General features: G+C 69.3%; 26 protein-coding genes and 2 tRNA genes. 15 read left to right on the top strand and 13 right to left on the bottom strand.

Features of this window, described 5'->3' with window-relative positions; genetic code table 11:
• Positions 1–30 precede the first annotated feature (30 nt).
• Genes dinB through HDC37_RS17190 form a run of 3 tightly spaced genes read left to right on the top strand, consistent with a single transcriptional unit; the run spans position 31 to position 2,183 of the window.
• Positions 31–1,269, top strand: a complete 1,239-nt coding sequence (gene dinB / locus HDC37_RS09715) for a DNA polymerase IV (protein WP_179560210.1) — start codon at positions 31–33, stop codon at positions 1,267–1,269.
• Positions 1,270–1,294: 25 nt separating this feature from the next.
• Positions 1,295–1,615 (top strand): hypothetical protein, encoded by a 321-nt coding sequence (locus HDC37_RS17195; RefSeq protein WP_124293385.1) that lies wholly within the window; start codon positions 1,295–1,297, stop codon positions 1,613–1,615.
• Positions 1,590–2,183, top strand: a complete 594-nt coding sequence (locus HDC37_RS17190; RefSeq protein ID WP_308472165.1) for a hypothetical protein — start codon at positions 1,590–1,592, stop codon at positions 2,181–2,183. Before HDC37_RS17195 ends, HDC37_RS17190 begins: the two co-directional genes overlap by 26 nt.
• Before the next feature lie 4 nt (positions 2,184–2,187).
• On the opposite strand, the gene HDC37_RS09705 is transcribed toward HDC37_RS17190, so the two are convergent.
• From HDC37_RS09705 to HDC37_RS09680, 6 genes are all read right to left on the bottom strand, one after another.
• Entirely contained in the window at positions 2,188–2,691 is a 504-nt protein-coding gene (locus HDC37_RS09705; RefSeq protein ID WP_179560208.1) for a DUF2017 family protein, read from the bottom strand.
• Positions 2,688–2,975 (bottom strand): ATP-dependent Clp protease adapter ClpS, encoded by a 288-nt coding sequence (gene clpS / locus HDC37_RS09700; protein WP_374939163.1) that lies wholly within the window; start codon positions 2,973–2,975, stop codon positions 2,688–2,690. Before clpS ends, HDC37_RS09705 begins: the two co-directional genes overlap by 4 nt.
• Positions 2,976–2,983: 8 nt before the next feature.
• Entirely contained in the window at positions 2,984–3,334 is a 351-nt protein-coding gene (locus HDC37_RS09695) for a metallopeptidase family protein (protein WP_179560206.1), read from the bottom strand.
• A gap of 35 nt (positions 3,335–3,369) precedes the next feature.
• Positions 3,370–3,445 (bottom strand) — tRNA-His (locus tag HDC37_RS09690).
• A 37-nt stretch (positions 3,446–3,482) separates the two neighbouring features.
• Entirely contained in the window at positions 3,483–4,109 is a 627-nt protein-coding gene (gene orn / locus HDC37_RS09685; RefSeq protein ID WP_179560205.1) for an oligoribonuclease, read from the bottom strand.
• 52 nt (positions 4,110–4,161) lie between these two features.
• Positions 4,162–4,234, bottom strand: a tRNA-Arg gene (locus tag HDC37_RS09680).
• A gap of 108 nt (positions 4,235–4,342) precedes the next feature.
• Between HDC37_RS09680 and HDC37_RS09675 the strand changes: the two genes are divergently transcribed.
• Positions 4,343–4,555 (top strand): methyltransferase, encoded by a 213-nt coding sequence (locus tag HDC37_RS09675; protein WP_179560204.1) that lies wholly within the window; start codon positions 4,343–4,345, stop codon positions 4,553–4,555.
• A gap of 42 nt (positions 4,556–4,597) precedes the next feature.
• Here HDC37_RS09675 and HDC37_RS09670 read toward each other — a convergent pair whose 3' ends face one another.
• The gene (locus HDC37_RS09670; RefSeq protein WP_308472164.1) at positions 4,598–5,257 is read right to left on the bottom strand and encodes a hypothetical protein; all 660 of its coding nucleotides are present in this window, start codon (positions 5,255–5,257) and stop codon (positions 4,598–4,600) included.
• 61 nt (positions 5,258–5,318) lie between these two features.
• Here HDC37_RS09670 and HDC37_RS09665 point away from each other — a divergent pair, with 61 nt between their 5' ends.
• Positions 5,319–6,743 carry a PLP-dependent aminotransferase family protein gene (locus tag HDC37_RS09665; RefSeq protein WP_179560203.1) on the top strand — a complete coding sequence of 475 codons (1,425 nt, stop codon included), beginning with the start codon at positions 5,319–5,321 and terminating at the stop codon, positions 6,741–6,743.
• 5 nt (positions 6,744–6,748) lie between these two features.
• Here HDC37_RS09665 and HDC37_RS09660 read toward each other — a convergent pair whose 3' ends face one another.
• Positions 6,749–7,009: a hypothetical protein gene (locus tag HDC37_RS09660; RefSeq protein WP_179560202.1), complete on the bottom strand. Its 261-nt coding sequence runs from the start codon at positions 7,007–7,009 to the stop codon at positions 6,749–6,751.
• Positions 7,010–7,211: 202 nt separating this feature from the next.
• On the opposite strand from HDC37_RS09660, the gene ssb reads away from it, so the two are divergent.
• The 4 genes from ssb to HDC37_RS09640 all read left to right on the top strand — a co-directional run bounded on the left by ssb (position 7,212) and on the right by HDC37_RS09640 (position 10,640).
• Entirely contained in the window at positions 7,212–7,766 is a 555-nt protein-coding gene (gene ssb / locus HDC37_RS09655) for a single-stranded DNA-binding protein (protein WP_179560201.1), read from the top strand.
• Between the two features lie 45 nt (positions 7,767–7,811).
• On the top strand, positions 7,812–8,342 hold the full coding sequence (locus tag HDC37_RS09650; protein WP_308472163.1) for a DUF6993 domain-containing protein: 531 nt from the start codon (positions 7,812–7,814) through the stop codon (positions 8,340–8,342).
• A gap of 101 nt (positions 8,343–8,443) precedes the next feature.
• Positions 8,444–10,123 (top strand): energy-dependent translational throttle protein EttA, encoded by a 1,680-nt coding sequence (gene ettA / locus HDC37_RS09645; protein WP_179560200.1) that lies wholly within the window; start codon positions 8,444–8,446, stop codon positions 10,121–10,123.
• The gene (locus HDC37_RS09640) at positions 10,116–10,640 is read left to right on the top strand and encodes a thioesterase family protein (protein WP_179560199.1); all 525 of its coding nucleotides are present in this window, start codon (positions 10,116–10,118) and stop codon (positions 10,638–10,640) included. The genes ettA and HDC37_RS09640 overlap by 8 nt, the downstream gene beginning before the upstream one ends.
• 19 nt (positions 10,641–10,659) lie before the next feature.
• On the opposite strand, the gene HDC37_RS09635 is transcribed toward HDC37_RS09640, so the two are convergent.
• The gene (locus tag HDC37_RS09635; protein WP_179560511.1) at positions 10,660–11,511 is read right to left on the bottom strand and encodes an acyl-CoA thioesterase II; all 852 of its coding nucleotides are present in this window, start codon (positions 11,509–11,511) and stop codon (positions 10,660–10,662) included.
• Between the two features lie 126 nt (positions 11,512–11,637).
• Between HDC37_RS09635 and HDC37_RS09630 the strand changes: the two genes are divergently transcribed.
• Entirely contained in the window at positions 11,638–12,315 is a 678-nt protein-coding gene (locus HDC37_RS09630) for a hypothetical protein (RefSeq protein WP_179560198.1), read from the top strand.
• 24 nt (positions 12,316–12,339) lie between these two features.
• Here the strand turns inward: HDC37_RS09630 and HDC37_RS09625 are convergent, their stop codons facing one another.
• The 4 genes from HDC37_RS09625 to pepN form a co-directional block, all read right to left on the bottom strand.
• Positions 12,340–14,007, bottom strand: coding sequence for an FAD-binding dehydrogenase (locus HDC37_RS09625; protein WP_218869615.1), 1,668 nt, complete (start codon positions 14,005–14,007; stop codon positions 12,340–12,342).
• Positions 14,007–14,417, bottom strand: coding sequence for a globin (locus tag HDC37_RS09620; RefSeq protein ID WP_179560196.1), 411 nt, complete (start codon positions 14,415–14,417; stop codon positions 14,007–14,009). The genes HDC37_RS09625 and HDC37_RS09620 overlap by 1 nt, the downstream gene beginning before the upstream one ends.
• A gap of 51 nt (positions 14,418–14,468) precedes the next feature.
• Positions 14,469–15,608, bottom strand: a complete 1,140-nt coding sequence (locus HDC37_RS09615; RefSeq protein WP_179560195.1) for a mechanosensitive ion channel family protein — start codon at positions 15,606–15,608, stop codon at positions 14,469–14,471.
• A gap of 65 nt (positions 15,609–15,673) precedes the next feature.
• Complete coding sequence (pepN, locus tag HDC37_RS09610; RefSeq protein WP_179560194.1) at positions 15,674–18,220, bottom strand: aminopeptidase N; 2,547 nt, start codon at positions 18,218–18,220, stop codon at positions 15,674–15,676.
• A gap of 122 nt (positions 18,221–18,342) precedes the next feature.
• Here pepN and HDC37_RS09605 point away from each other — a divergent pair, with 122 nt between their 5' ends.
• From HDC37_RS09605 to HDC37_RS09585, 5 genes are all read left to right on the top strand, one after another.
• The gene (locus tag HDC37_RS09605; protein WP_179560193.1) at positions 18,343–19,548 is read left to right on the top strand and encodes a ferrochelatase; all 1,206 of its coding nucleotides are present in this window, start codon (positions 18,343–18,345) and stop codon (positions 19,546–19,548) included.
• 70 nt (positions 19,549–19,618) lie between these two features.
• The gene (locus HDC37_RS09600) at positions 19,619–20,182 is read left to right on the top strand and encodes a ribose-5-phosphate isomerase (protein ID WP_179560192.1); all 564 of its coding nucleotides are present in this window, start codon (positions 19,619–19,621) and stop codon (positions 20,180–20,182) included.
• A 5-nt stretch (positions 20,183–20,187) separates the two neighbouring features.
• Entirely contained in the window at positions 20,188–21,189 is a 1,002-nt protein-coding gene (locus HDC37_RS09595) for an Fpg/Nei family DNA glycosylase (RefSeq protein ID WP_179560191.1), read from the top strand.
• A gap of 20 nt (positions 21,190–21,209) precedes the next feature.
• Positions 21,210–21,857 (top strand): FMN-binding negative transcriptional regulator, encoded by a 648-nt coding sequence (locus HDC37_RS09590; protein ID WP_179560190.1) that lies wholly within the window; start codon positions 21,210–21,212, stop codon positions 21,855–21,857.
• The gene (locus HDC37_RS09585) at positions 21,854–23,359 is read left to right on the top strand and encodes an amidohydrolase family protein (protein ID WP_179560189.1); all 1,506 of its coding nucleotides are present in this window, start codon (positions 21,854–21,856) and stop codon (positions 23,357–23,359) included. The genes HDC37_RS09590 and HDC37_RS09585 overlap by 4 nt, the downstream gene beginning before the upstream one ends.
• Positions 23,360–23,389 lie beyond the last annotated feature (30 nt).

The raw sequence follows: 23,389 nt of genomic DNA, 5'->3' as shown, positions 1-23,389 counted from the left end.
GATGTCGGCGGCACCGCCGACAATGGACGCATGGGGCGCGGTGACGGCAGCGGCCGGCTCGTCTCACCGGAAGGTGCAGATGACACGGGGGCGGGCATCCTCCACGTCGACATGGACGCGTTCTACGCGTCTGTGGAGGTGCTGGATGACCCTTCGCTGCGCGGCAAACCGCTGATCATCGGAGCTCCCGAGAGCCGCTCCGTCGTCTCCAGCGCCTCCTACGAGGCGCGGCGATTCGGTGTGCGGTCGGCGATGCCGGTCTCGCAGGCGCTGAGACTGTGCCCTGCCGCGCTGGTCATCCCCCCGCGCTTCCCGCGATACGTCGAGCTCTCGGCGCAGGTCATGGCTCTGTTCCACGAGATCACCCCCCTGGTCGAGCCCCTGTCCATCGACGAAGCCTTCCTCGATGTGCGCGGGGTTCGGCGACTGTGGGGAAGCCCGGGCGATGTGGCGCGCCTCCTGCGCGCGCGGGTGCGTGACGAAGTGGGGCTGCCCTGCTCGGTGGGAGCCGCGGCCACGAAGCACGTGGCGAAGATGGCATCCACCCTGAGCAAACCGGATGGCCTCCTCATCGTGCCCGAAGCCGCGACAACGCGCTTTCTCGCCGGTCGCAGGGTGAGTGACCTCTGGGGCGTCGGCCCCAAGGCCACCGAGGCGCTGACGGCACGAGGAATCCGCACGGTCGCCGACATCATCGACTGCCCTCCGGCGCTGATCGATCGCATCCTCGGAGCGGCACTCGGTGCGCGGGTCCGCCAGCTGGCCCGCGGGGTGGACCCGCGGGAGGTCGAGACGACGCGGGTGGAGAAGAGCGTCGGACACGAGGAGACCTTCGCTGACGATATCGACGACCCCGGCGTCCTGCGGGTGGAGCTGCGCCGTCTCGCCGACCGGGTCGGCGCGCGTCTGAGGGAATCGGGCTGGGACGCGGCGACCGTATCGATCAAGGTGCGCTTCGCCGACTTCAGCACCGTGACGCGTGCGCAGACCCTGCCCGAGCCGACGGCGGTCGGACAGCGGATCGGAGCAGCTGCCATCGACCTGTTCGACGCTCTCGAACGCCGCCTCCCGATCCGCCTGATCGGCGTCCGGGCGGAGAAACTCCGACCCTCCGCAGCCGCCCTGTCGACGCTGTGGGACGACGACGAGGATTGGCGACGGGTCGAGGGTGTCCTCGACGGGGCTGCCGCGAAGTTCGGGCGCGGAAGCATCACTCGGGCAACACTTCTCGGTGGCCACGTCAAGGATCGGGGCGAGGCTGGGCAATGAAGGTGGTGCCGAGTAGCGTGGGGGCATGCCCAATATCGCACTCGACCTCGGCAAGCAGTCCGCGGACTTCGGCGTCACATCCGTCTACGGCGAGCAGCAGGACGTCGACGGCGTCCGTCTGGTCCCGGTGGCCCTCACCTGGACCGCCTTCGGCGGTGGATCCGACGAGGCGGGAAACGGCGGTGGCGGCGGTGGCGGGTACGCGATTCCGCTCGGTGCCTACATCCGCCGCGGCGACGACCTGCGGTTCGAGCCGAACGTCGTCTCGCTCCTGGCGGTCGGAATCCCCTTCGTCTGGGTGGCCGGTCGCGCGCTCAGCCGTGTCATCCGCGCGCTCAAGAAGTGAGTCCGATCCGGTTCGCCGGGCGCTGACGGCGGCGGTCGAGCACACGCGTGACGCCGTCGTCTCCATCGCCGCGGCCAACCCGGTCATCCTCATCGACGGCCGCAGCGGCGCAGGGAAGACGACCCTCGCGCGCGAGCTCATCGCGGGCTGGCCTCTGCGCGGCCGGGTCCAATCGGTCGCGCTCGATGCGATCTATCCCGGCTGGGACGGACTGGCGGAGGGGGTGCGGACCGCGCAGGAGGCGATACTCCGGCCGCACGCGCGCGGTCTGATCGGCGTCTGGCAGCGCTGGGACTGGGAGCGAGGGGAGTACGCCGAGGCGCACGCCGTCGATCCGTCCCTTCCGCTCATCGTCGAGGGATCAGGACTGCTGACAGCGGGAACCGCGCCGCTCGGTGACATCCGCATCTGGTTGGAGTCCCCTGCTCGTACGCGCAGAGATCGCGCGCTCCTGCGCGACGGCGACACCTATCGGCCCCACTGGGATCGATGGGCTCGACAGGAGGAACGGCACCTGGTCGATGACGGGCCCGCCCAGCTGGCCACCCACGTCTTCGCGATCCCCTGAGCGCTCAGCCCCCGGCCGCCCCCGCGGTTTCGATGGCCCGGATCAGGCCTTCGAGGCGGTATCCGAGCCAGTCGTACACGCCGAACCGCGGATCATCGTCGTCGTGCTGATCCTCGTCGGTGATGCCCAGCCGGGATGCGATGACGAGCCTGATCGCCGCCAGGGTCCGCAGCCACGCCTGCACGGTGGCGGGGTCCAGGACGAGATCGACCTCTTCCCACCCCTCGGCTCCCGCCATGGCGACGGATGTCAGCGTCGCCGCCGGCGAGAGGCTGGTCCGCACGAGTTGCGCGTCCTGCCGACGACGACGAAGGAGGTCTCGTTCGGTCACGTCCCGGAACTCACGCGCCGCTTCGGGGTCGTCGGCGTACGCATCGGGAACGAGCCGAAGCACGGCGGGGTCATCGCCCGCATCGTCGGCGACGAGCTCGGCGAACTGATCGACGAGATCGCCGAGGTGCGTCGCTTCCAGGCGGGTGATCTGCAGGACGAGGGGGATGGTGTTCATACGCTGGGAGCCCTTCGTACTGTCGCCCACAGGCCGTAGTCGTGCATCGCCTGGGTGTGCAGTTCCATCTGCTCCCGTGCGCCTTCGGCCACCACGGCGTGGCCATCGTGGTGCACGGCGAGCATGAGGCGTTCGGCAGTGGCGGCGGGGAAGCCGAAGTACTCGCGGAAGACGTGGGTGACGTAGCTCATGAGGTTGACGGGATCGTTCCAGACCACCGTCTGCCACTGACCGCTGGTCGTCTCCTCGATCATGCGGTCGAGGAGCTCCTGGGACTGCGTCATCGACCCCATCACGCCCACCCGAGCTCGTGCAGTTTCTCGTCGTCGATGCCGTAGAAGTGGGCGATCTCATGGACGAGGGTCGTATGGACCTCATGTCTCAGAGCCTGCTCGTCGGCGCACGCGGCGAGATGGGGTTCGCGGTACAGCGTGATGCGGTCGGGGAGTTCTCCCATGCCGTACCGATCACGTTCGGTCAGCGCCCACCCCTCGTACAGGCCGAACAGGTCCTGCGCGGGGTCCTCCGGCCGGTCCTCGACCACGAAGACGACGTTGTCCAGACCGTCGACCATGTCGTCGGGGAGGAGGTCGAGCTCTTCGATCACGAGACGCTCGAAAGCGTCCGCATCCATCTCGAGCATGACTCCACGATACGGCCCGCGAGGGGCTGAGAGATTGGGGTGGCTGACGGGACTTGAACCCGCGGCCCCCTGGACCACAACCAGGTGCTCTACCGACTGAGCTACAGCCACCGTGGTCCCGCATCGGCGGGACAACCCATCGATTCTCTCACACGCCGGAGGAGAACGCGGACACCGCGGAGGCGGCAGCCGCACGGGCTCCGTCGCTGGTCGGTCCGGGCTCGGGAACGAAGACCGCCTGGCGGTAGTAGGCCAACTCGGTGATGGACTCCCGGATGTCGGCGAGCGCCCGATGACCGCCGTTCTTCGCCGGCGCGTGGATGTAGGCACGGGGGTACCAGCGACGCGAGAGCTCCTTGATGCTGGAGACATCGACGTTGCGGTAGTGCAGCCATCGATCGACCCGGGGCATGTACTTGGCCAGGAACATCCTGTCGGTGCCGATGGTGTTCCCAGCGAGGGGGGCTTTGCCCTCCTGGGGGGCGAAGCGCTGGATGTACTCCAACGCCTGAAACTCGGCGTCGGCAACGCTCACCCCGCCCGGGATCTCCTCCAGAAGGCCGGAGGTCTCGTGCATGTTGCGCACGAAATCGCTCATGTTCTCCATTGCGGAGGCGTCCGGCTTGATGACGACCTGGAATCCCGGATCCAACGGTCGCAGCTCGAAGTCGGTGACCACGATCGCGATCTCGACGAGCTCGTCGACCGCGAGGTCGAGTCCGGTCATCTCGCAGTCGATCCACACGAGTCGGTCGTTCTCGGAAGCACCCACCATGGGCCCATCCTAATGACGGGCGCAGACCCCGCTCCGATTCACGGACAGTCCGTCCCCCAGGCACGATTCGAACGTGCGACCGGCGGATTAGAAGGCCGCTGCTCTATCCACTGAGCTACTGGGGGTTGCCAGTCCAGGGTAGCGGCCGAGCGAGGAGGGCGGGAATCGCCGCTCGGCATCTGGCGGCGGGCCCGGGGGAGGCGTAGCGTCGAGGCATCGGAAGGAGTTCGACGATGAGCACAACCGACACGCACTCGAGCCTCTGGGTGGCCTACGGGACGAGCGGGGTGGTGGGGAGCATCCGCAAGACCGCTGAGGGCTACACCGTCACGATGGCGGGGGCGGAGGAGACCGCCGGCACCTACCCCACCATGGATGTCGCCAAGAACGCCCTGCACGCCCGGATGCGGCCGGGAAGCGCCTGGCCGACGTTCGAGGAGCACTGACTCACCTCGGCCTGACTCGTCGCCGCGCGAGCGATCGTCCGTTCACGCGTCGCGTGCGGCCTCGGCCGTCGTGATCGTCGTGTCGTGGCCGGCGTCTCCCGTTGCGGGCGCCGGGGGACTGCCCGGGCGCGCCGTGTCGAACATCGGCAGCGTCAGGTGGACGAGCGGTCCGATCGCCACGGCGAACACCACCGTGCCGACGCCGACCGTTCCGCCGAGCAGCCAGCCGATGAGCAGCACGGTGAGTTCGACTACGCCGCGGCACGCCCAGATGGGCCAGCCGAATCGTGCATGCATGCCGGTCATGAGACCATCGCGCGGACCCGGTCCGAACCGGGCGCCGATGTAGAGGCCGCACCCGACCGCCACGATGAGGATGCTGCCGACGAGCAGGGCCGCCTGCGCCACGATGTGGTCCGGTGCGGGCGGTATGAGCCCGAGAGCGACCTGCATACTCGTGCCGACGAGCAGGATGTTGGCGACGGTTCCGACCCCAGGCCGCTGGCGCAGGGGGATCCACAGCAGGAGGACGCCGACTCCGACGAGATTGGTCACCCATCCGATTCCGAGGCCGGACTGGCGAGAGAGTCCCTCGGCGAACACGGTCCACGGGTCGACACCCAGACCCGCCTCGATGGTGAGGGCGCAGCCGGCGCCGTAGAGCACGAGACCGGTGAGGAGTCGGATCAGGCGGTTCATCACTCCGTCATTTCAGCATTACATTGGACTGTGCCAAGCATGCCAATTCACCTAAAGTGGATGCATGGACTCCCGCATCTCCGCGCGCTCCCTCTCCCACGCACTGGGTGGGTGGCGCACCCGGGAGCCCACGTATGAAGCCCTGGCCGACGGCATCCGGCTCCTGTGCCTGGACAACCGCCTGGCGCCGCGGACAACTCTGCCCGCCGAGCGGGAGCTGGCCGTGGTCCTGGGGCTGAGCCGCAGCACGGTGGCCGCTGCCTATCGGAGCCTGCGCGACACCGGTCACATCCAGAGCGTGCGTGGATCGGGCAGTGTCACCCTCCCTCCCCTCAGGAGGGACCCGGGCATCACCTCCGACGTGCACCGCGATGACATCGATCTGCAGCAGGCGAGCCCGGCCGCGTGGCCGGGCCTGGCCGGTCTTCTCGCCGACGCCGTGGCGGACGCCCCCGGGATCGTCGCCCGTACGGGCTACGACATCATCGGGCGCGTGGAGCTCCGCCGGCAGGTCGCCGCGCAGTACGCTGCGCGCGGCCTCGCCACCTCCCCGGAGGAGATCCTCATCACCACGGGCGCGCAGAGCGCCATCCACCTCCTCGCTCGCGCCCTCATCTCACGCGGCGACCGCGTGCTCATCGAGACTCCCACCTATCCGCATGCGGCTGAGGCGCTGCGGCAGGCCGGGGCGCGACTGACGGCGGTTCCTGTGACCATCCGCGAGGGATGGGACATCGAACGTGCCGAGCAGGTCTTGCAGCGGACCCTCCCTGTGGCGGCGTACGTGATGCCCGACTTCCATAATCCGACGGGTCGGTCGATGAGCGGGGCGGAGCGCGATGCTCTGGCGCGCGGAGCAGAGCGCGCAGGGACGACGCTGATCCTCGATGAGACCACGGCGGATCTGGACATCGACCGAGGGCCCATTGACCGCGGCTTCGGCCGGATCGATCCCGGTCTGGTCGTGCGCATCGGCTCGCTCGGGAAGACCGTGTGGGGCGGGCTCCGGGTCGGGTGGGTCCGGGCAGCTCCGGAGCTGATCCGCCGTCTCGTCGCGCTGCGCAGCGCGCAGGATCTCGGAACTCCCGAGCTGGAGCAGGTCATCGCGACGGCCGTCCTCGATCGCTTCGGTGACGTCATCACCCAGCGCCGGCACATGCTGCGGGAGGGGCGGGACGTGATCATCGCCGCTGTGCGGGAGGGCTTGCCGCACTGGAATGTGCCCCGGCCGCAGGGCGGTGTCTCCCTCTGGATCGAGATGGACGCGCCCCTGAGCGCGGCGCTCGTCATGGACGCGCGCCATCGCGGACTGCTGCTGACCTCGGGCCCCCGCTTCTCGGTCGACGGGGGCCACGACCGATTCCTCCGGATGCCCTTCACCGCAGCTCCGGAGACCCTGATCCGGGCAGCGGACATCCTCGTCGATTCATGGTCGACCGTTTCCCGCGCCGCACCGCCCGCGCTGCTGCGCGACGACGTGATGGTCTGAATCGGTCACCGGGAGTAGTGAAGACACGACACCGCGTCATCCAGGGTCCAGAACCGTCCCAGTTCGAAGAAGCGCCGGACCCGCGCTGAGTAGCGAAGCGCGTGGAATCGCCGCGTGTCCGGGTCTTCAGAGCTCTGAACGTGGCCGACGATGCGTCCCGCACGGTCGACGACCCGCCACATGCGTGCGCCGGCGTCGACGAGACGGAGCCCGTGGCGCGCCGCCGCATCGGTGACAGGGATCGTGGAGTGGATGAGAGTGGTCATGGCTACCTCCGAGATCGAAGATAGGTGCGACCTCCGACATCGCCGTCCTCTCCTGCACAGCGTGGCCGCATGCGGAGTTCTCCACCGATCGCCCGGTTGCGTGGTGCCCCTTTTCTCCTCGGGGCCACGATGGAGCCGTGCCGGTGCTCGCCGGGCACCCGGGCACCGGCACATCCGAACATCCGCACGATCAAGGAGCATCATGTCAGACACGATCACCCTCACCGGCAACATCGCCACGATCCCGGAGCACAAGAAAATCCTCGACGGGGTCCCCGTGACGTCCTTCCGACTGGCGACATCCCATCGGCGCCTGGACAGGGCGACGGGCCGGTGGGTGGACGGCGAGACCAGCTACTACACCGTCCAGCTGTTCCGGCAGCTGGCTGAGCATGCCGTGCTCTCGCTCAGTCGCGGCGACCGCGTCATCGTCACCGGCAGACTCAAGGTGCGCGAGTGGGACAACGGAACGCGCAGGGGGACGGCAGTGGAGCTGGAAGCCGATGCGATCGGGCACGACCTGAAGTTCGGCACGTCGCGCTTCACCCGTTCCACGGCGTCGCGACCCGCGGGTGACGCGGCGCCGGCGGACGAATGGGCCACCCCCGGTGCTGCCGCGGAGACGACCCGTGAGGCGTCGACCGACGGGTGGGCGACGAGCGTCCCGGGAGCCCGCGAGGGCTCGACCGAGAGCGACACCGACGACGCCGGCTCCCCTGATCCGGTTCTGTCCGCCGCCGGTGAGACACCTTTCTGACGCCCGGCGCAGGGAGCCGTCGATGCCGCGACGTAGACTCGGCGCGTGCCCCTGCGGAAACCGGACGATCGCGCCCGCCGTAGCCCGCTGCTCCCTCGCCCGCGGGCCCAGGGACTCCTGTCCGCAGCGGCCGTCGTGCTCCTGCTCACGGGGTGCACTCCGGATCAGACGCCCGCTCCTCCTCCGACTCCGACGGGGTCCGTGGCGGAACCGGCGCCGTCGCCGGACTCCACCCCGGCAGGCCCGGCGTTGGTCCCCGACGGGTCGGCGGAGGACAATCTGCCCTTCTTCACCCAGATCGTCCGATCGGTGTGGAACGGCGACGGTCGCGGCGCCGGCAGAGCATACGTCGACGCGCTCGTGGCCGGCGGATTCGACAGGGGCGCGATGCAGGTCACTGCCGACACGTCCACCGTGGGCAATCCCGCCGAGAGCATCCAGGTGTCTGTCCGATGGGGAGAGCAGTGCCTGATCGGCCAGGTGGGGGAGGCGACCGGCGAGCCGGTCACCACCGTGCTCGGGGCGCTTCCGGACGGAGCGTGCCTCCTGGGGGAGACGCGACCGATCGATTGGTGAGTCGCCGGCCGACCCCCCGTGGCCGAGTGGACAAGGGGCGTGCTGACCGACCGGCTAGGCTGGGACGCTGACGTCGGACGCGAAGGGAAGCTGCGAACGGTATGGCTGAATACATCTACTCGATGGTCCGGGCTCGCAAGGCGGTCGGCGACAAGCTGATCCTGGACGATGTCACGATGGCCTTCCTTCCCGGGGCGAAGATCGGCATGGTCGGCCCCAACGGGGCCGGAAAATCCACGATCCTCAAGATCATGGCGGGTCTGGACACGCCCTCCAACGGCGAGGCGAAGCTCAGTCCCGGATTCACCGTCGGGATCCTCATGCAGGAGCCCGAGCTGGACGAGTCCAAGACGGTGCTGGAGAACATCCAGGACGGAATCGCCATCAAGGCCAAGCTCGATCGGTTCAACGAGATCTCCGCCCTCATGGCCGATCCCGACGCCGACTTCGACGCCCTTCTGGCGGAGATGGGGACGCTGCAGGAGGAGATCGACGCCGCGGACGCCTGGGACCTCGACTCCCAGCTGGAACAGGCCATGGATGCCCTACGCACGCCGCCCGGAGATGCGGCGATCGCCCCGCTGTCGGGCGGTGAGAAGCGTCGCGTCGCTCTGACGAAGCTCCTGTTGCAGAAGCCCGACCTGCTGCTCCTCGACGAGCCCACGAACCACCTCGACGCCGAGAGCGTCCTCTGGCTCGAGCAGCACCTGCAGAAGTATCCGGGCGCCGTGATCGCCATCACGCACGATCGCTACTTCCTCGACAACGTCGCCGAGTGGATCGCCGAGGTCGACCGGGGCCGCCTCATCGGGTACGAGGGCAACTACTCGACCTACCTCGAGAAGAAGGGCGAGCGACTGGAGGTGCAGGGCAAGAAGGACGCCAAGCTCGCCAAGCGCCTGAAAGAGGAGCTCGAGTGGGTCCGCTCCAACGCCAAGGGCCGTCAGGCGAAGTCGAAGGCCCGCCTCGCGCGCTATGAGGAGATGGCTGCCGAAGCCGATCGCACCCGCAAGCTCGACTTCGAGGAGATCCAGATCCCGCCGGGGCCGCGTCTGGGCGGCATCGTGATCGAGGCGAAGAACCTCCAGAAGCGCTTCGGCGATCGGTCGCTCATCAACGGGCTGGGTTTCAGCCTCCCGCCCAACGGCATCGTCGGCGTGATCGGACCCAACGGTGTCGGGAAGACGACCCTGTTCAAGACGATCGTCGGCTTGGAGCCGCTCGACGGCGGGACTCTCAAGATCGGCGAGACGGTGAAGATCAGCTACGTCGACCAGTCCCGCGCCAACATCGATCCCGAGAAGACGCTGTGGGAGGTCGTCTCCGACGGCCTGGACATCATCACGGTCGGGAAGACCGAGATCCCCTCCCGCGCGTACGTGTCGAAGTTCGGATTCAAAGGGCCCGATCAGCAGAAGAAGGCCGGTGTGCTCTCGGGTGGCGAGCGGAACCGACTCAACCTCGCGCTGACGTTGAAGGAGGGCGGCAACCTCCTCCTCCTCGACGAGCCGACCAACGACCTCGATGTCGAGACGCTCCAGTCGCTGGAGAACGCTCTGCTGGAGTTCCCCGGTTGCGCCGTGGTCATCACCCACGACCGCTGGTTCCTCGACCGGATCGCCACCCACATCCTCGCCTACGAGGGCACCGAGGAGCACCCGGACACGTGGTACTGGTTCGAGGGCAACTTCGACGCGTACGAGCAGAACAAGATCGAGCGGCTCGGGCCCGACGCCGCGACCCCGCACCGATCCGCCTATCGCAAGCTCACGCGTGACTGACCCTGCCGTCATCACCGAGACGACACCGCTCGGGCGTCGGCTGCACATCCCGATCCCTCTGCGCTGGGGCGATCTCGACGCGTTCAACCACGTCAACAACACCGCGATGCTGAAGCTCCTCGAAGAAGCGCGCGTCCGCGCATTCTGGCTTCCTGACCCCGGGGAGACAGCCCCCGACACCGCGGTGCTGTCCTCCGGCATCTCCGCGGGCGTGCTCACGCTCATCGCCCGCCAGGAGATCGAGTACCTGGCGCCCGTGCCCTACCAGCGGCACCCTCTCGATGTCCAGATGTGGTTCGGCAGGCTGGGCGGCTCAAGCATCGAGGTCTGCTACGAGGTGTGCAGCCCTCGCGAGACCGCCGCGCCGGATGGAGCGCAGACGGTCTATGCGCGCGCGACGACGGTCGTGGTCAAAGTCGACGCCCGCTCCGGCGCCCCGCTCCGGCTGAGCGCTCAGGAGCGCGCGGCGTGGGAACCGTACGTCGGCCCCCCGCTGATCTACGCGCACCGCCGCTAGAAGACGGCGCGCTGAGACGTCATCCGTCGGTGGGCGGTACCCGGACCATGACCTCCTGAGCAACGCTCGCGACGAGAACCCCGTCGCGGGAGAAGATGCTGCCGCGCGCGAGACCCCGTCCGCCACGAGCGCTCGGCGACTCTTGGACATACACCAGCCACTCATCCACACGCGCCGGCCGATGCCACCACATCGCGTGATCCAGGCTCGCGACCTTCAGCCCCGGTGTCGCCCAGGCCACCCCGTGTGCTCGCAGGATCGACTCCTGAATGGTCAGATCGCTGAGGTAGGCGAGGACCGCGCGGTGCAGCGCCGGCTCCTCAGGCAACGGACGCCGCGTCCGCATCCACACCGCCTGCCGCGGCGCCCTCTCGCCTTCCACCCGCAGGTAGATCGGTGACGGCACGTGGCGCACATCCACGGGGCGATCGGTGAACAGCCGCTTGGACATCGGGTGGAGCCCCGTCAGCTGCTCCTCGATGTCGGGGAGATCCTCCGGTGCGGGAAGGGCGGAGGGAAGGGCTGCCTGGTGCTCGAGCCCGGGGTCGTCGTCCTGGAAGGAGGCGATGGCGGAGAAGATCGGCACTCCCGACTGGAAGGCCTGTGTGCGTCGGGTGGAGAAGGAGCGGCCGTCGTGGATGCGGTCCACCGAGAAGGTGATGCCCAGACTCGCGTCGCCGGGACGGAGGAAGTAGCCGTGCATGGAGTGGACCGTGCGACCTTCGGGGATGGTGCGTTCGGCCGCGACCAGCGACTGCGCCAGCACCTGACCGCCGTAGACGCGGCCCAGCGGCATGCGCTGCGACACCCCGGTGAAGATGTCCTCCGTGGTGCGCGCGGAGGAGCCCTGCAGGTCGAGGACGGCGAGCATGGATGCGACGGGGTCGGCGTCGGATCCGGGGTGTCCCGGGTCCGAGTGCGCCGGGTGGGCGGGGTCGGTCACGCGCCGTGTCCTCCTGTCCGGGCGCGGCGCCCGTTCGTTGATAGTTTAGGTCGGATGTCCGAGCGCCTCCTTCTCGCCGATCGCGACGCCGTCGCGGATGCCCTCACCTTCTCCGGCCGAGCCGCCCGGCTCGGCGACGGCGCGGTGCGCCTGCGCTCGTCGGCGGGAACCCTGACGATGTGGGCCGCCGTGCTGGCGCCGCGAGGACTCTTCGACAGCACTCCCACGATTCTCGGGATGCGTGCGATCCGCGCGGATCCAGAACTCGAGTGCGACTTCGTCGTGGACGCGACCGCACTCGCAGCGGACGCCGCTGACGCCAAGGCCCTCACTCTGCCGGCGACGGCACTGGCCCCCGCGTGGGCGGGAATCTCACCGCCCCAGGGTGGGTGGATCCCCGGGCAGGACATCGCGGCATCCGAACTCGCATCCCGCGCACAGTGGGGGATGGCAGCGATCGCGAACAGGCTCCCGGCCGACGCGGGCGAAGACGTGGTGCGCGTGATCAGATCGGAGGTCTGGGGGGCCCCGGCGGAAGAACTCGGCGATCTGCCTCTCGGCGTCGCGTTCGCTGCGTTCGGGCTGGGCTTCATCGGCGGCGAAGAGTCGGTACGCCTGTTCGCGGCACCGGCGTGGACGCGGCTGAGTCTTCGACGCGGGCACGTGCTCGTGCGCCGGCCTCCCCGCGAAGGACTCACCGCGGTGCGGGCGACCGGCCGCACCGCCGGCTGAACAGCCCCACGCCCGTCGCCCCGCTCACACTGCTGCCGCGGCGCCCCGTCCTGCCGCGCGGCCGCTGAAGAGGCATCCGCCGAGGAACGTGCCCTCCAGCGCCCGGTATCCGTGAACCCCGCCCCCACCGAACCCGCTCGCCTCGCCTGCGGCGAACAGTCCCGGCACGGCGGAGCCTGTGGCGCCGAGGGCCCGACCGTCCAGATCCGTCTCGATCCCGCCGAGGGTCTTCCGCGTGACGATACCGAGACGCGCCGCGATCAGAGGTCCGGCCTTGGGGTCGAGAAGTCGGTGCGGCGCGGCGGTGCGGATCAGCCGGTCGCCGCGGAACGCGCGTGCCGATCGCAGCAGGGCGATCTGTGCATCTTTGGTGAAGGAGTTCTCGACCTCGCGATCACGTGCTTCCACCTCGCGCCGCACCTGCGCGTCGTCGAGGACGTCACCGCCGGGGAGTGCCTGCATGCCGGCGATCAGATCGTCGAGGGTGTCGCGCACCACGAAGTCCTCGCCGCGATCGAGGAACGCCTGCACCGGCCCGGCGGCACCCTTGCCCAGCCGCGAACGGATGAGAAGCGGCAGGTCCTTGCCGGTCAGATCCGGATTCTGCTCGCTTCCCGACAGGGTGAACTCCTTCTCCACGATGCGGGATGACAGCACGAACCAGGAGTGGTCGAATCCTGTTCGACGCAGGTGTGCGAGGGTTCCCAGGGTGTCGAATCCGGGGTAGAGCGGCACGGGAAGACGAGTTCCCCGGGCGTCCAGCCACAGCGACGAGGGCCCGGGCAGGATGCGGATCCCGTGGCCCGGCCAGACCGGATCGACGTTGTGGAGCCCCTCGACGTAGTGCCACATCCGATCGCCGTTGATCACTCTCGCACCCGCGGCGGCGGCCGTCTGCATCATCGACCCGTCGACATACGCGGGGACGCCTGCGAGCATCCGTTCCGGCGCCGTGCCCAGTCGGTCGGGCCACGCCCGGCGGACGAGATCGTGATTGCCCCCGATCCCTCCCGAAGCAACGATCGTGGCTCCGGCCGCGATCTGGAAGTCGCCCACCACCTCGCGAGAACTCGGGCGCCCGCGAGCCGCGCCGGAGGGCGCGAGAATCAGGCCCTCCGCCCCGCCGATGGCTCCATCGGCCTCGATGAGCCCCGTGACCCGGTGGCGGGGGAGGATCGTCACGCGTCCCTCCGACTCCGCGCGCTCGACCTCACGGAGGAACGGCGCCACGACGCCGGGGCCCGTCCCCCAGGTGATGTGGAATCGAGGGACCGAGTTGCCGGGGCCGGTCGCGCCGTAGCCGCCGCGTTCCGCCCAGCCGACCACCGGGAAGAACGACATGCCCTTGCCGCGCAACCACGCCCGCTTCTCGCCCGCGGCGAAATCGAGGTAGGCCTGTGCCCAGCGCCTCGGCCACAGGTCTTCGGGTCTGTCGAAGCCGGCGGTTCCCCACCAGTCCTGCTCGGCGAGGGCCGGAGAGTCCCGCACTCCCATGCGTCGCTGCTCGGGGGTGTCGACCAGGAAGAGGCCGCCGAAGGACCACCAGGCCTGACCGCCGAGATTGGTGCGCGGCTCCTGGTCCAGAAGGATCACGCGCTTTCCCGCGCTGACCGCTTCGGCGGTGGCGACCAGACCCGCCAGACCCCACCCGATCACGAGGACGTCGGCCTGCGCCGTCGCGGTCGACACCATCATGAGCTCCGGGTGGGTTCGAAGGTGTTCACCATCGCGAATGCCGCCCGATGGAGGTAGTCCCAAAGGGTCTCCTCGTGGAGGGGCGGCAGTCCAAGCTCATCGACAGCGGTCCGCATGTGGCGCAGCCACCGGTCCCGTGCATCCGGGTTGACGTGGAAGGGGGAGTGCCTCATCCTCAAGCGCGGGTGACCGCGCTGCAGGCTGTAGGTCGTCGGGCCGCCCCAGTACTGCTCGAGGAACAGTGTCAGGCGCTCCTTGGCCGGCCCGAGGTCCTCCTCGGGGTACATCGGACGCAGAACCTCGTCGGCGGCCACCTCACGATAGAAGACGTCTACGAGTCGGACGAAGGTGGCATGACCGCCCACCTCGTCGTAGAACGACCGTGGCGATGTCTCGACGTCACTCACCGACTGGGCGCTCCTTCCGCGGGCGTCGCCTCCGCGGCGCCGTCCACCAATCTACGCCTCCGCATCCGGCGACGTCGTCGTCCCGGAGGGCGGAGCAGCCCCCGGCGACGGCGGGGTCTCCCGGAAGCGTTTGGGACGCAGCTTCGGGCGCCAGACCGGTCGCTCCGTGGCGATTGGCACGGGCGTGGGCTTGGTCTGGGGCGGGTTCGCGCCGCGCACGCGGTGGGCGCCGTCGTGACCCTCCAGACGCACCGAGGAGATGGTGGCGCCGAGCCCCAGGTCGTCGGTGGCCCGCTTCACGCGGACTCGCAGCTCCTTGGCGACATCGTCCTTCGCGTGCGCGCGCGTGCGGATGACCACCCGCAGCACCAGCGTCTCGCCGGTGACGGCCTCCAACCCCCAGACTTCCGGACGCTCGACGATCCGGGAGCGCCACTTCGGATCCTTCGCCAGGCCCGCCGCCGCATCCTGCAGAGCGTGCTCGACCTCGTCGATGTCGGAGTCGGCGGGGACACCGACATCGACGATGACCCGTGACCATCCCTGCGACAGGTTGCCGATCCGGGTGATCTCGCCGTTGCGGACGTACCAGAGGGTGCCGTTGACGTCGCGCACATGGGTGACCCGCACGCTGACGTACTCCACGATGCCGGTGGCGAGCCCCAGGTCGACGACGTCGCCGATTCCCACCTGGTCCTCGGCGACGATGAAGATGCCGTTGAGGACGTCTTTGACGATGTTCTGGGCCCCGAACCCGAGGCCCGCCCCGATGGCCGCGGTGAGGAGGGTGAGCGACCCGAGGATGTTCGGGTTGATCACCGAGACGATCAGCAGAAGTGCCACGACGATGATCGTCACGCCGACGATGTTCTGGAGGATCGAGCCGAGGGTGCGGGTCCGCTGAACGACGCGCACCTGCGCGACGGGCGAGCGCTCCAGCGCCTGCGTGTCGTCGACGCGGGCGCGGTTCTTCGCGCCCGAGACGATGCGATCGACGACCCTGCGGATCACTGCCCGCAGGACGACGGCGATGAGGAGTGCCGCCACGACGATGATCGCGACCTGCAGTGCTCGCCACCCGACCTCCTGGAGGACGGGAAGGATCGAGTCCCAGGGCGCGGGAAGGGCGGCGGGCTCGGCGGGGGGCTCCTCGGAGGGCGCCGCGGACGCAGTGAGCGAGGTGACAGTCATCGACCCAGATCCTAACGACGCGGCCCCCAGGATCTCCTGAGGGCCGCGCGCGTGAGGGATGCCGCCTACTGCGCGTCACGCTCCTGAACAGCCAGTGCCCGCTCGACGCCGGCGAGGTTCTCCTGCACGAGCCGGCGAAGGGCGGCCGGGGCGTCCGCGTGGTCGGCGAGCCACGCGCGGGTGGCATCGCGCAGGGCGGAGTCCGCCAGCGGCGCGGGGTAGAGGCCCGCGATCAGGTATTCCGCGATCTTGTAGGTGCGCGACTCCCAGACCGGCAGCAGCATGTCGAAGTACGGCTGGACGTAATCGGTGAGGAGATCCCGGCCGGCGGGGTTGACGAACCCCAGGGAAGCGGATCGCACGACGGTGTTCGGAAGGTCGTCGCGGTCGACCAGTGACGCCCACGCGGCGCGCTTGGCCTCGGGGAAGGGCAGGGCAGCACGGGCCTGGGCGGCGAACTCGCCGCCCTTGGCGGTGTTGTCCGCGGCCAGGGCGGTCTCGATGTCGCCGATCGAGGCGACCCCGCCGGCGGCGAGGGAGACCAGCAGCTGCCAGGACAGGTCGGTGTCGATCTGCAGACCGTCGAGGACAACATCGCCGTCGCGGAGGCTCTTGACCGCCGCCCACTGCTCTTCGGTGCAGGCTGCCGCAGCGAACGCGGTGACGAACTGCAGCTGGCTGTCGCTGCCCGGAGCGGCGTTCTGCGCCAGCGCCCAGAGATGTCCGGCCACCCGGCGACGCGTGTCGTCGCGCTTTTCCGGCGCGACGTACGAGTTCGCCGCGAGCAGCAGCTGGGCGAGCGTCGTGCGCACCGTCGTCGACTCGGTCTCGGAGGAGATGTTGCGCAGCACGAGATCGACGTACGCAGTGGCCGACGCCTCGGCGTCCCGGGTCTGATCCCAGGCGGCGCCCCACACCAGCGAACGCGCCAGGGGGTCGGCGATTCCCGCGAGGTGGTCGATGGCGGTCTGAAGGGAACGCTCGTCCAGCCGGATCTTCGCGTAGGCGAGGTCTCCGTCGTTGAGCAGCACCAGGTCGGGGCGGACCAGCCCCGCCAGCTCCGGGACCTCCGTGCGGTCGCCGTCGACATCCAGCTCCACCGCGTGGGTGCGCACCAGCGCGTCGCCCCGCAGGGTGTAGAAGCCCACGCCCAGCCGATGCGGACGGATCGTGGGGTAGTCCGCCGGCGCCGTCTGGATGATCGCGAACCGCCGGATCGTGCCGTCGGGGGATTCGTCGATCACCGGGGAGAGGGTGTTCACTCCGGCGGTCTCGAGCCACTTCTTCGACCAGGTGGTCAGCTCGCGACCGCTGGTCTCCTCGAGTTCGGTCAGCAGATCCGACAGCTCGGTGTTGGACCACTCGTGCTTCTTGAAGTAAGCCGCAACCCCGGCGAAGAACGCCTCGATCCCGACCCAGGCGGCCAGCTGCTTGAGAACCGAGCCACCCTTGGCGTAGGTGATGCCGTCGAAGTTGACCTGGACGTCTTCGAGGTCGGTGATCTCGGCGACGACCGGGTGGGTGGAGGGGAGCTGGTCCTGCCGGTAGGCCCAGGTCTTCTCCATGGCGTTGAACGTCGTCCAGGCCTCGGTCCACTCGGTCGCCTCCGCGGTGGCGATGGTGGAGGCCCACTCGGCGAAGGATTCGTTCAACCAGAGGTCGTTCCACCACTTCATCGTGACGAGGTCGCCGAACCACATGTGGGCGAGCTCGTGGAGGATCGTGACCACGCGGCGCTCCCGGACGGCGTCGGTCACCTTGCTGCGAAAGACATAGGTCTCGGTGAAGGTCACCGCTCCGGCGTTCTCCATGGCGCCGGCGTTGAACTCCGGAACGAACAGCTGGTCGTACTTGGCGAAGGGGTAGGGGTAGTCGAACTTCTCCTCGAAGTAGGCGAATCCCTGACGCGTCTTGTCGAAGACGTAGTCGGCGTCGAGGTGGTTCCACAGGCTCTTCCGCGCGTAGACGCCGAGCGGAATGACCCGACCCGACGCACTGGTCAGCTCAGAGAAGGTCTTCTCGTAGGGCCCGGCGATGAGGGCGGTGATGTACGACGAGATGCGGGGCGTCGGCTCGAAGTCCCAGGTCGCGGTCCCGTCGCCGTGACGGGCCGGCTCGGGCGTGGGGGAGTTGGAGACGACCTCCCAGGTCTCGGGAGCTGTCACGGTGAAGCGGAAGGTCGCCTTCAGATCGGGCTGCTCGAAGACGGCGAACATGCGCCGGGAGTCGGGAACCTCGAACTGGGAGTAGAGGTAGACCTCGCCGTCGACGGGATCGACGAAGCGGTGCAGCCCCTCACCGGTGTTGGTGTAGACGCAGTCGGCGTCGATGACCAGCTCGTTGTCCTCGGCGAGGGCATCCAGTGCGATCCGCGAGTCGGCGAACGCCTCGGCCGGGTCGATTGAGCGACCGTTGAGGGTGATCTCGCGAACCTCGCGCGCGATCAGGTCCATGAAGGTCGACGCTCCCGGCTGCCCGCGGAAGCGGACGACCGTCCGGGAACCGAAGATCTCGTCACCCCGCGTGAGGTCGAGGTCGACCTCGTAGGAGTCGGTGTCGACGGCGGAACGACGCTCCTGCGCCTCGAGGCGGGTGAGGTTCTCTCCTGGCACGGCTGTTCTCCCGGGGTTGTGGGGGTAGACGAAACGGCGCGGCCCTGTGGCACCGGCACCGCTGACAACTGCACCAGCCTACGCCCGGCGCCAGTGCTTTCGCGCGGTGCGAGGATGGCAGGGTGACCGATCTCGCGCCCCAGGACACCAGCTCCGACACCCCCACGGTTCTGTTCGCCTCCCCGGCCGCCGCTTCGGGAGCGCCGCACGTCGAGACCCCCGTGGCCTACGACGCCGTGCTCCTCGCCGGCTTCGGCGGCCCCGAGGGTCAGGACGACGTCATCCCCTTCCTCCGCAACGTCACGCGCGGTCGGGGAATCCCCGACGAGCGTCTCGAGGAGGTCGCCCATCACTACCGCCACTTCGGAGGCGTGAGCCCCATCAATGCGCAGAATCGCGCGCTGAAGGCCGCCCTCGAGACGGAGCTGGCCTCCCGCGGGATCGATCTGCCCGTGTACTGGGGAAACCGGAATTGGGCGCCGTACCTCGACGAGGCCGTCCGCCACGCGGCCGACGCCGGCCACACCACCCTCTTGGGGCTCGCCACCAGCGCGTACAGCTCCTTTTCGAGCTGTCGGCAGTACCGCGAGGATTTCGCCCGGGCGCTGACCGAGACGGGCCTGGGTGACACCGTGACCATCGACAAGGTGCGTCAGTTCTTCGACCACCCCGGATTCGTCCGGCCGTTCGTCGACGGGGTACACGGCGCGATCTCGGAGCTGCTCCAGGACGGAATCGAGCCGTCGCGCATCCAGGTGCTCTTCTCCACCCACAGCATCCCCACCGCCGATGCCGAGCGATCGGGTCCCCGAGACCGCGACTTCGGTCCGGGGGGCGCCTACGAGGCGCAGCATCTCGCGGTCGCCGAGGTCGTGATGGCCGACATCGCCGCCGAGATCCCCGCGGCAGCCGAGGTCCCCTGGCAGCTGGTCTACCAGTCCCGGTCGGGCCCGCCGACTCAGCCCTGGCTGGAGCCGGATGTCGTCGACGTCATCGAGAGGCTCCCCGAAGCGGGGGCCCAGGCGGTGGTGATCGTGCCGCTCGGGTTCGTCAGCGACCACATGGAGGTCATGTGGGATCTCGACACCGAGGCGATGGAAGCAGCCGAGGAGGCGGGTCTGCGCGCGGTGCGCACGCAGACGCCGGGGATCGATCCCGCCTACGTGCGCGGGCTCGTCGACCTCATCGAGGAGCGACTGAAGGGCACGCGCGCGGCGGACCGCCCGCACCGGACCGACCTCGGGCCCTGGTTCGACGTGTGTCGGCCGGGGTGCTGCGAGAACGTGCGGGCGGGCTTCAAGCCGGCGGCGTCGGGCATCGCCCCCTGAGCTCCGGGCGCCCCGGGAGCGGCGACGCTCCGTCCGTCCTGCTCCGTTCCGTCTCCCTAGGATGAAGGCCATGCGCATCCACATCGCCACCGACCACGCCGGTCTCGAGTTCTCCACGCAGCTGCAGCACCACCTCGCCGCGCAGGGGCATCAGGTCATCGACCACGGTCCGGTCGAGTACGACGCGCTCGACGACTATCCGGCCTTCTGCATCCGGGCGGCCCAGGGGGTCGTGCGCGACCAGACGGCGGGACTCGAGGCGCTGGGGGTGGTGTTCGGAGGGTCGGGCAACGGCGAGCAGATCGCCGCGAACAAAGTGGATGGCATCCGTGCGGCTCTGGTGTGGAGTATCGCCACGGCGGAGCTGGCGCGCGAGCACAACGACGCCAACGTGATCGCGATCGGTGCCCGGCAGCACACGTTCGACGAGGCGGCGGCGTTCATCGACCGCTTCATCGCGACGCCGTTCTCCCGCGAGGAGCGGCATGAGCGCCGCATCGCGCAGATCGCGGCGTTCGAGAGGGACGGGAGCCTCGCCCCCGATCCCCGCGCGACCGGTCCGGCGTCGGCGGACGACGTGCAGCCCGATGTCCTGGCAGACGACACCAGCTCGTTCGATCCCGAGGCCGGCTGACACCGGTGCCCGAGGGCCATTCCGTCCACCGCATCGCCCGGCAGATCGCGCAGAACTTCGTCGGGCGGACGGTGTCGGCATCAAGTCCCCAGGGTCGCTTCGCCGAAGGCGCCGCGCTCATCGACGGGCGCGAAGCGATCGAAGCCCGGGCCGTCGGGAAGCAGATGTTCGTCGCCTTCGACGGCGACCTCTGGCTGCGCGTGCACCTCGGTCTCTACGGCGCCTGGGACTTCGCCGGTGAGATCATCTCCGACCCGACCATCGCCGCGTCGAACGGTCGGATGGGGCAGACCAATCAGCGGGGTACGGCCGAAGAGGCGATCCTCGATTCCGCGGGCGAGAACTCGCTGACCTCGATCGGCGCGCCCCGCCGCGCGCGTGGCCGGGTGCGGATGTCGGAGCAGACCACGGGCCTTCCGGGTGATGTGGACCCGGCCGAGTGGCCGCCGCCGGTGCGCGGCCAGGTGCGGTTGCGCTTGCTCACCGACCTCACCTGCGCCGATCTGCGGGGACCGACCGCGTGCGTGATCCAGACGCCCGATGAGGTGGAGCAGTCTCTGGCCAAGCTCGGACCCGACCCGCTCGTCGACGACGCGCGCGAAGGGGAGGAGCGCTTCCTCGCGCGGGTGCGGCGCACCGTCACGCCCATCGGACTCCTCCTCATGGATCAGAGCGTCGTCAGCGGCATCGGCAACGTCTATCGCGCGGAGCTTCTGTTCCGCGCGAGGCTCAACCCCCACACTCCGGGCCGGGACGTCCCCGAGGAGACCGTGCGCGAGATCTGGCGCGATTGGTCGAGGCTCCTGCTCATCGGCGTCGAGACGGGCCAGATGATGACGCGCGACGGGCTGACGGCGAAGGAGCGACGCAGTGCGATGGCCCGCCGCGAGCACCGGCACTGGGTCTACGGCCGCGCAGGTCTGCCCTGTCGCGTCTGCGGCACGTCCGTCGTGATGGAGGAAGCGGCCGGACGCAAGCTCTACTGGTGCCCGTCCTGCCAGGCGTGAGCGGCTCCTAGGCTGGAGGCATGCGTCAGAATCCGAGCTTCGCGATGACGGATGTCGCGGAGCTGCGTCGCCTCGTCGATCTCAATCCGTGGGCGACCCTCGTCAGTCACACCGACGAGGGGCTGGTCGCCTCGCACTACGTCCTCCTCCTCGACGACGACCGCGACGACCTCTCCATCGTCGGCCACGTGGGCAAGCCGGACGATCTCATCCACGGCCTGGGCACACGGGAACTGCTCGTCGTGATCCAGGGTCCACACGGATATGTCTCGCCCGGGTGGTACGGCGATGTGCCCTCCGTCCCGACCTGGAACTTCACCGCCGTCCATCTCGCCGGAGTGCCCGAGATCCTCGAGCCCGAACAGAACCTCCGCGTCCTCGATCGACTGGTCGCGCGCTTCGAGGCCGGGATGCCCGACCCCCGCCTCCTGTGGGAGCGACCCAACGACGCCGCCTTCGTCGAACGACTGGAGCGCGGAACCGTCGGGTTCCGCCTGACGCCGACCCGCGTAATGGCAAAGCGCAAGCTCAGCCAGAACAAGCCGGTGGAGGTCGTCCGCGCCGTGATCGACGGCCTCGCCGACGACGGCCCGCATCACAACACCGCGTTGGCCGCGGAGATGGAGCGGGCGCTTCGGGCACGGATGGAAGCCGGGAGCACCGCGTGAACGTCGGCGAGTCGGTCGCTGTGATCCGCGGTGCCCGGGTCCGAGGTCCCGGCCGCGAGCTCGTGCCGGTCGCCGATGTGGATGACCGCGTGGACGTCTTCCTCGAGGACGGCGCCATCGTCGACATCGCGCCGACCGGCATCATCCGTTCGGCGGGGCCGGTGCTCGAGGCCGAAGGGCGCATCCTCATCCCCGGGCTCTGGGATCACCATGTGCACCTCACCCAGTGGGCCCTCGCGGCGGAGCGGGTGTCCGTGGTCGACGCGGCCACCGCGGCGGAGGCCGCGCGCCGCGTGGCCGCGTCGCCGCTGCTCCCCGACGGCCGTCGGATTGCAGTGGGGTTCCGCGATGCGCTGTGGTCGGACTCACCGAGCCTGGGCCTGCTCGACCAGCACACCGGAGACGTTCCGACCTACCTGATCAATGCCGATGTTCACAGCGTGTGGCTCAATTCCGCCGCGCTGGGCCGCGAGTCGATGACGACGGATGACAGCGGCATCCTGCGCGAGGCGGCCGCGTTCGAGGTGTCACGACGACTGAACGACGTGCCGGCCCACCACGCCGATGTCCTCGTCGAGGCGGCAGCCCGCCGCGCCGCCGCCCGCGGTGTCGTGGGCCTCGTGGATCTCGACATGGCCTGGAACGAGGAGGCGTGGGCCCGCCGCGTGGCGGGCGGATTCGACACCCTGCGGGTGTCGTTCGGCATCTATCCCGAGCACCTCGATCGCGCGATCGCCGCGGGCCTTCGCACGGGCGATCCTGTCCGCGGAGGGTCCGATCTCGTCCGCGTCGGACCGCTCAAGGTCATCACCGACGGTTCGCTCGGGACGCGTACCGCCGCGTGCTCCCACCCGTACGCCGGGTCTCCCGACGATCGCGGAATGCTCACCGTCCCACCGGGCGCTCTGGTCGAGATGATGACCCGGGCGACGGCGGCGGGTCTGTCGTGTGCGATCCATGCGATCGGGGATGTCGCCAACTCCCACGCGCTGGATGCTTTTGCGCTGAGCGGAGCGACCGGCACCATCGAGCACGCACAGCTCGTCAGCGCATCGGACATCCCGCGGTTCGCACGGCTCGGCGTCGGCGCGAGCGTGCAGCCCGAGCACGCCGTCGATGATCGGGATCTCACCGATGAGATCTGGGCCGCGCAGACCGCCACTCCCTATCCGCTCCGCGCTCTCGCCGATGTCGGCGCCACGCTCCTGTTCGGTTCGGACGCCCCGGTCTCGCCGTTAGACCCCTGGGCGGCCCTGGCTGCGGCGGTGTACCGCACTCGAGGCGGTCGGCCCGCGTGGCGCCCCGAGCAGGCCTTGGATGCGCAGACCGCGCTTTCGGCAACCACGCGGGGTGGTTCGACCGATCCGGCGGCGATCCGCCCCGGCGCCCCGGCCGATCTCGTGCTGTGCGACAGCGACCCGCTCAGCGCGACGGAGAGCGAGCTGCGCGGGATGACGGTGGCAGCGACTCTTCTCGCGGGTCGGCTCACGCACCTGGTCTGACATCCGAGGCGGAAACGCCGCTCGCGACGA

It is taken from the genome of Microbacterium sp. AK009 (assembly GCF_013410955.1).
In the GTDB taxonomy this organism is placed as follows: domain Bacteria; phylum Actinomycetota; class Actinomycetes; order Actinomycetales; family Microbacteriaceae; genus Microbacterium.
This window is presented reverse-complemented; position numbering and strand designations above follow the sequence as displayed.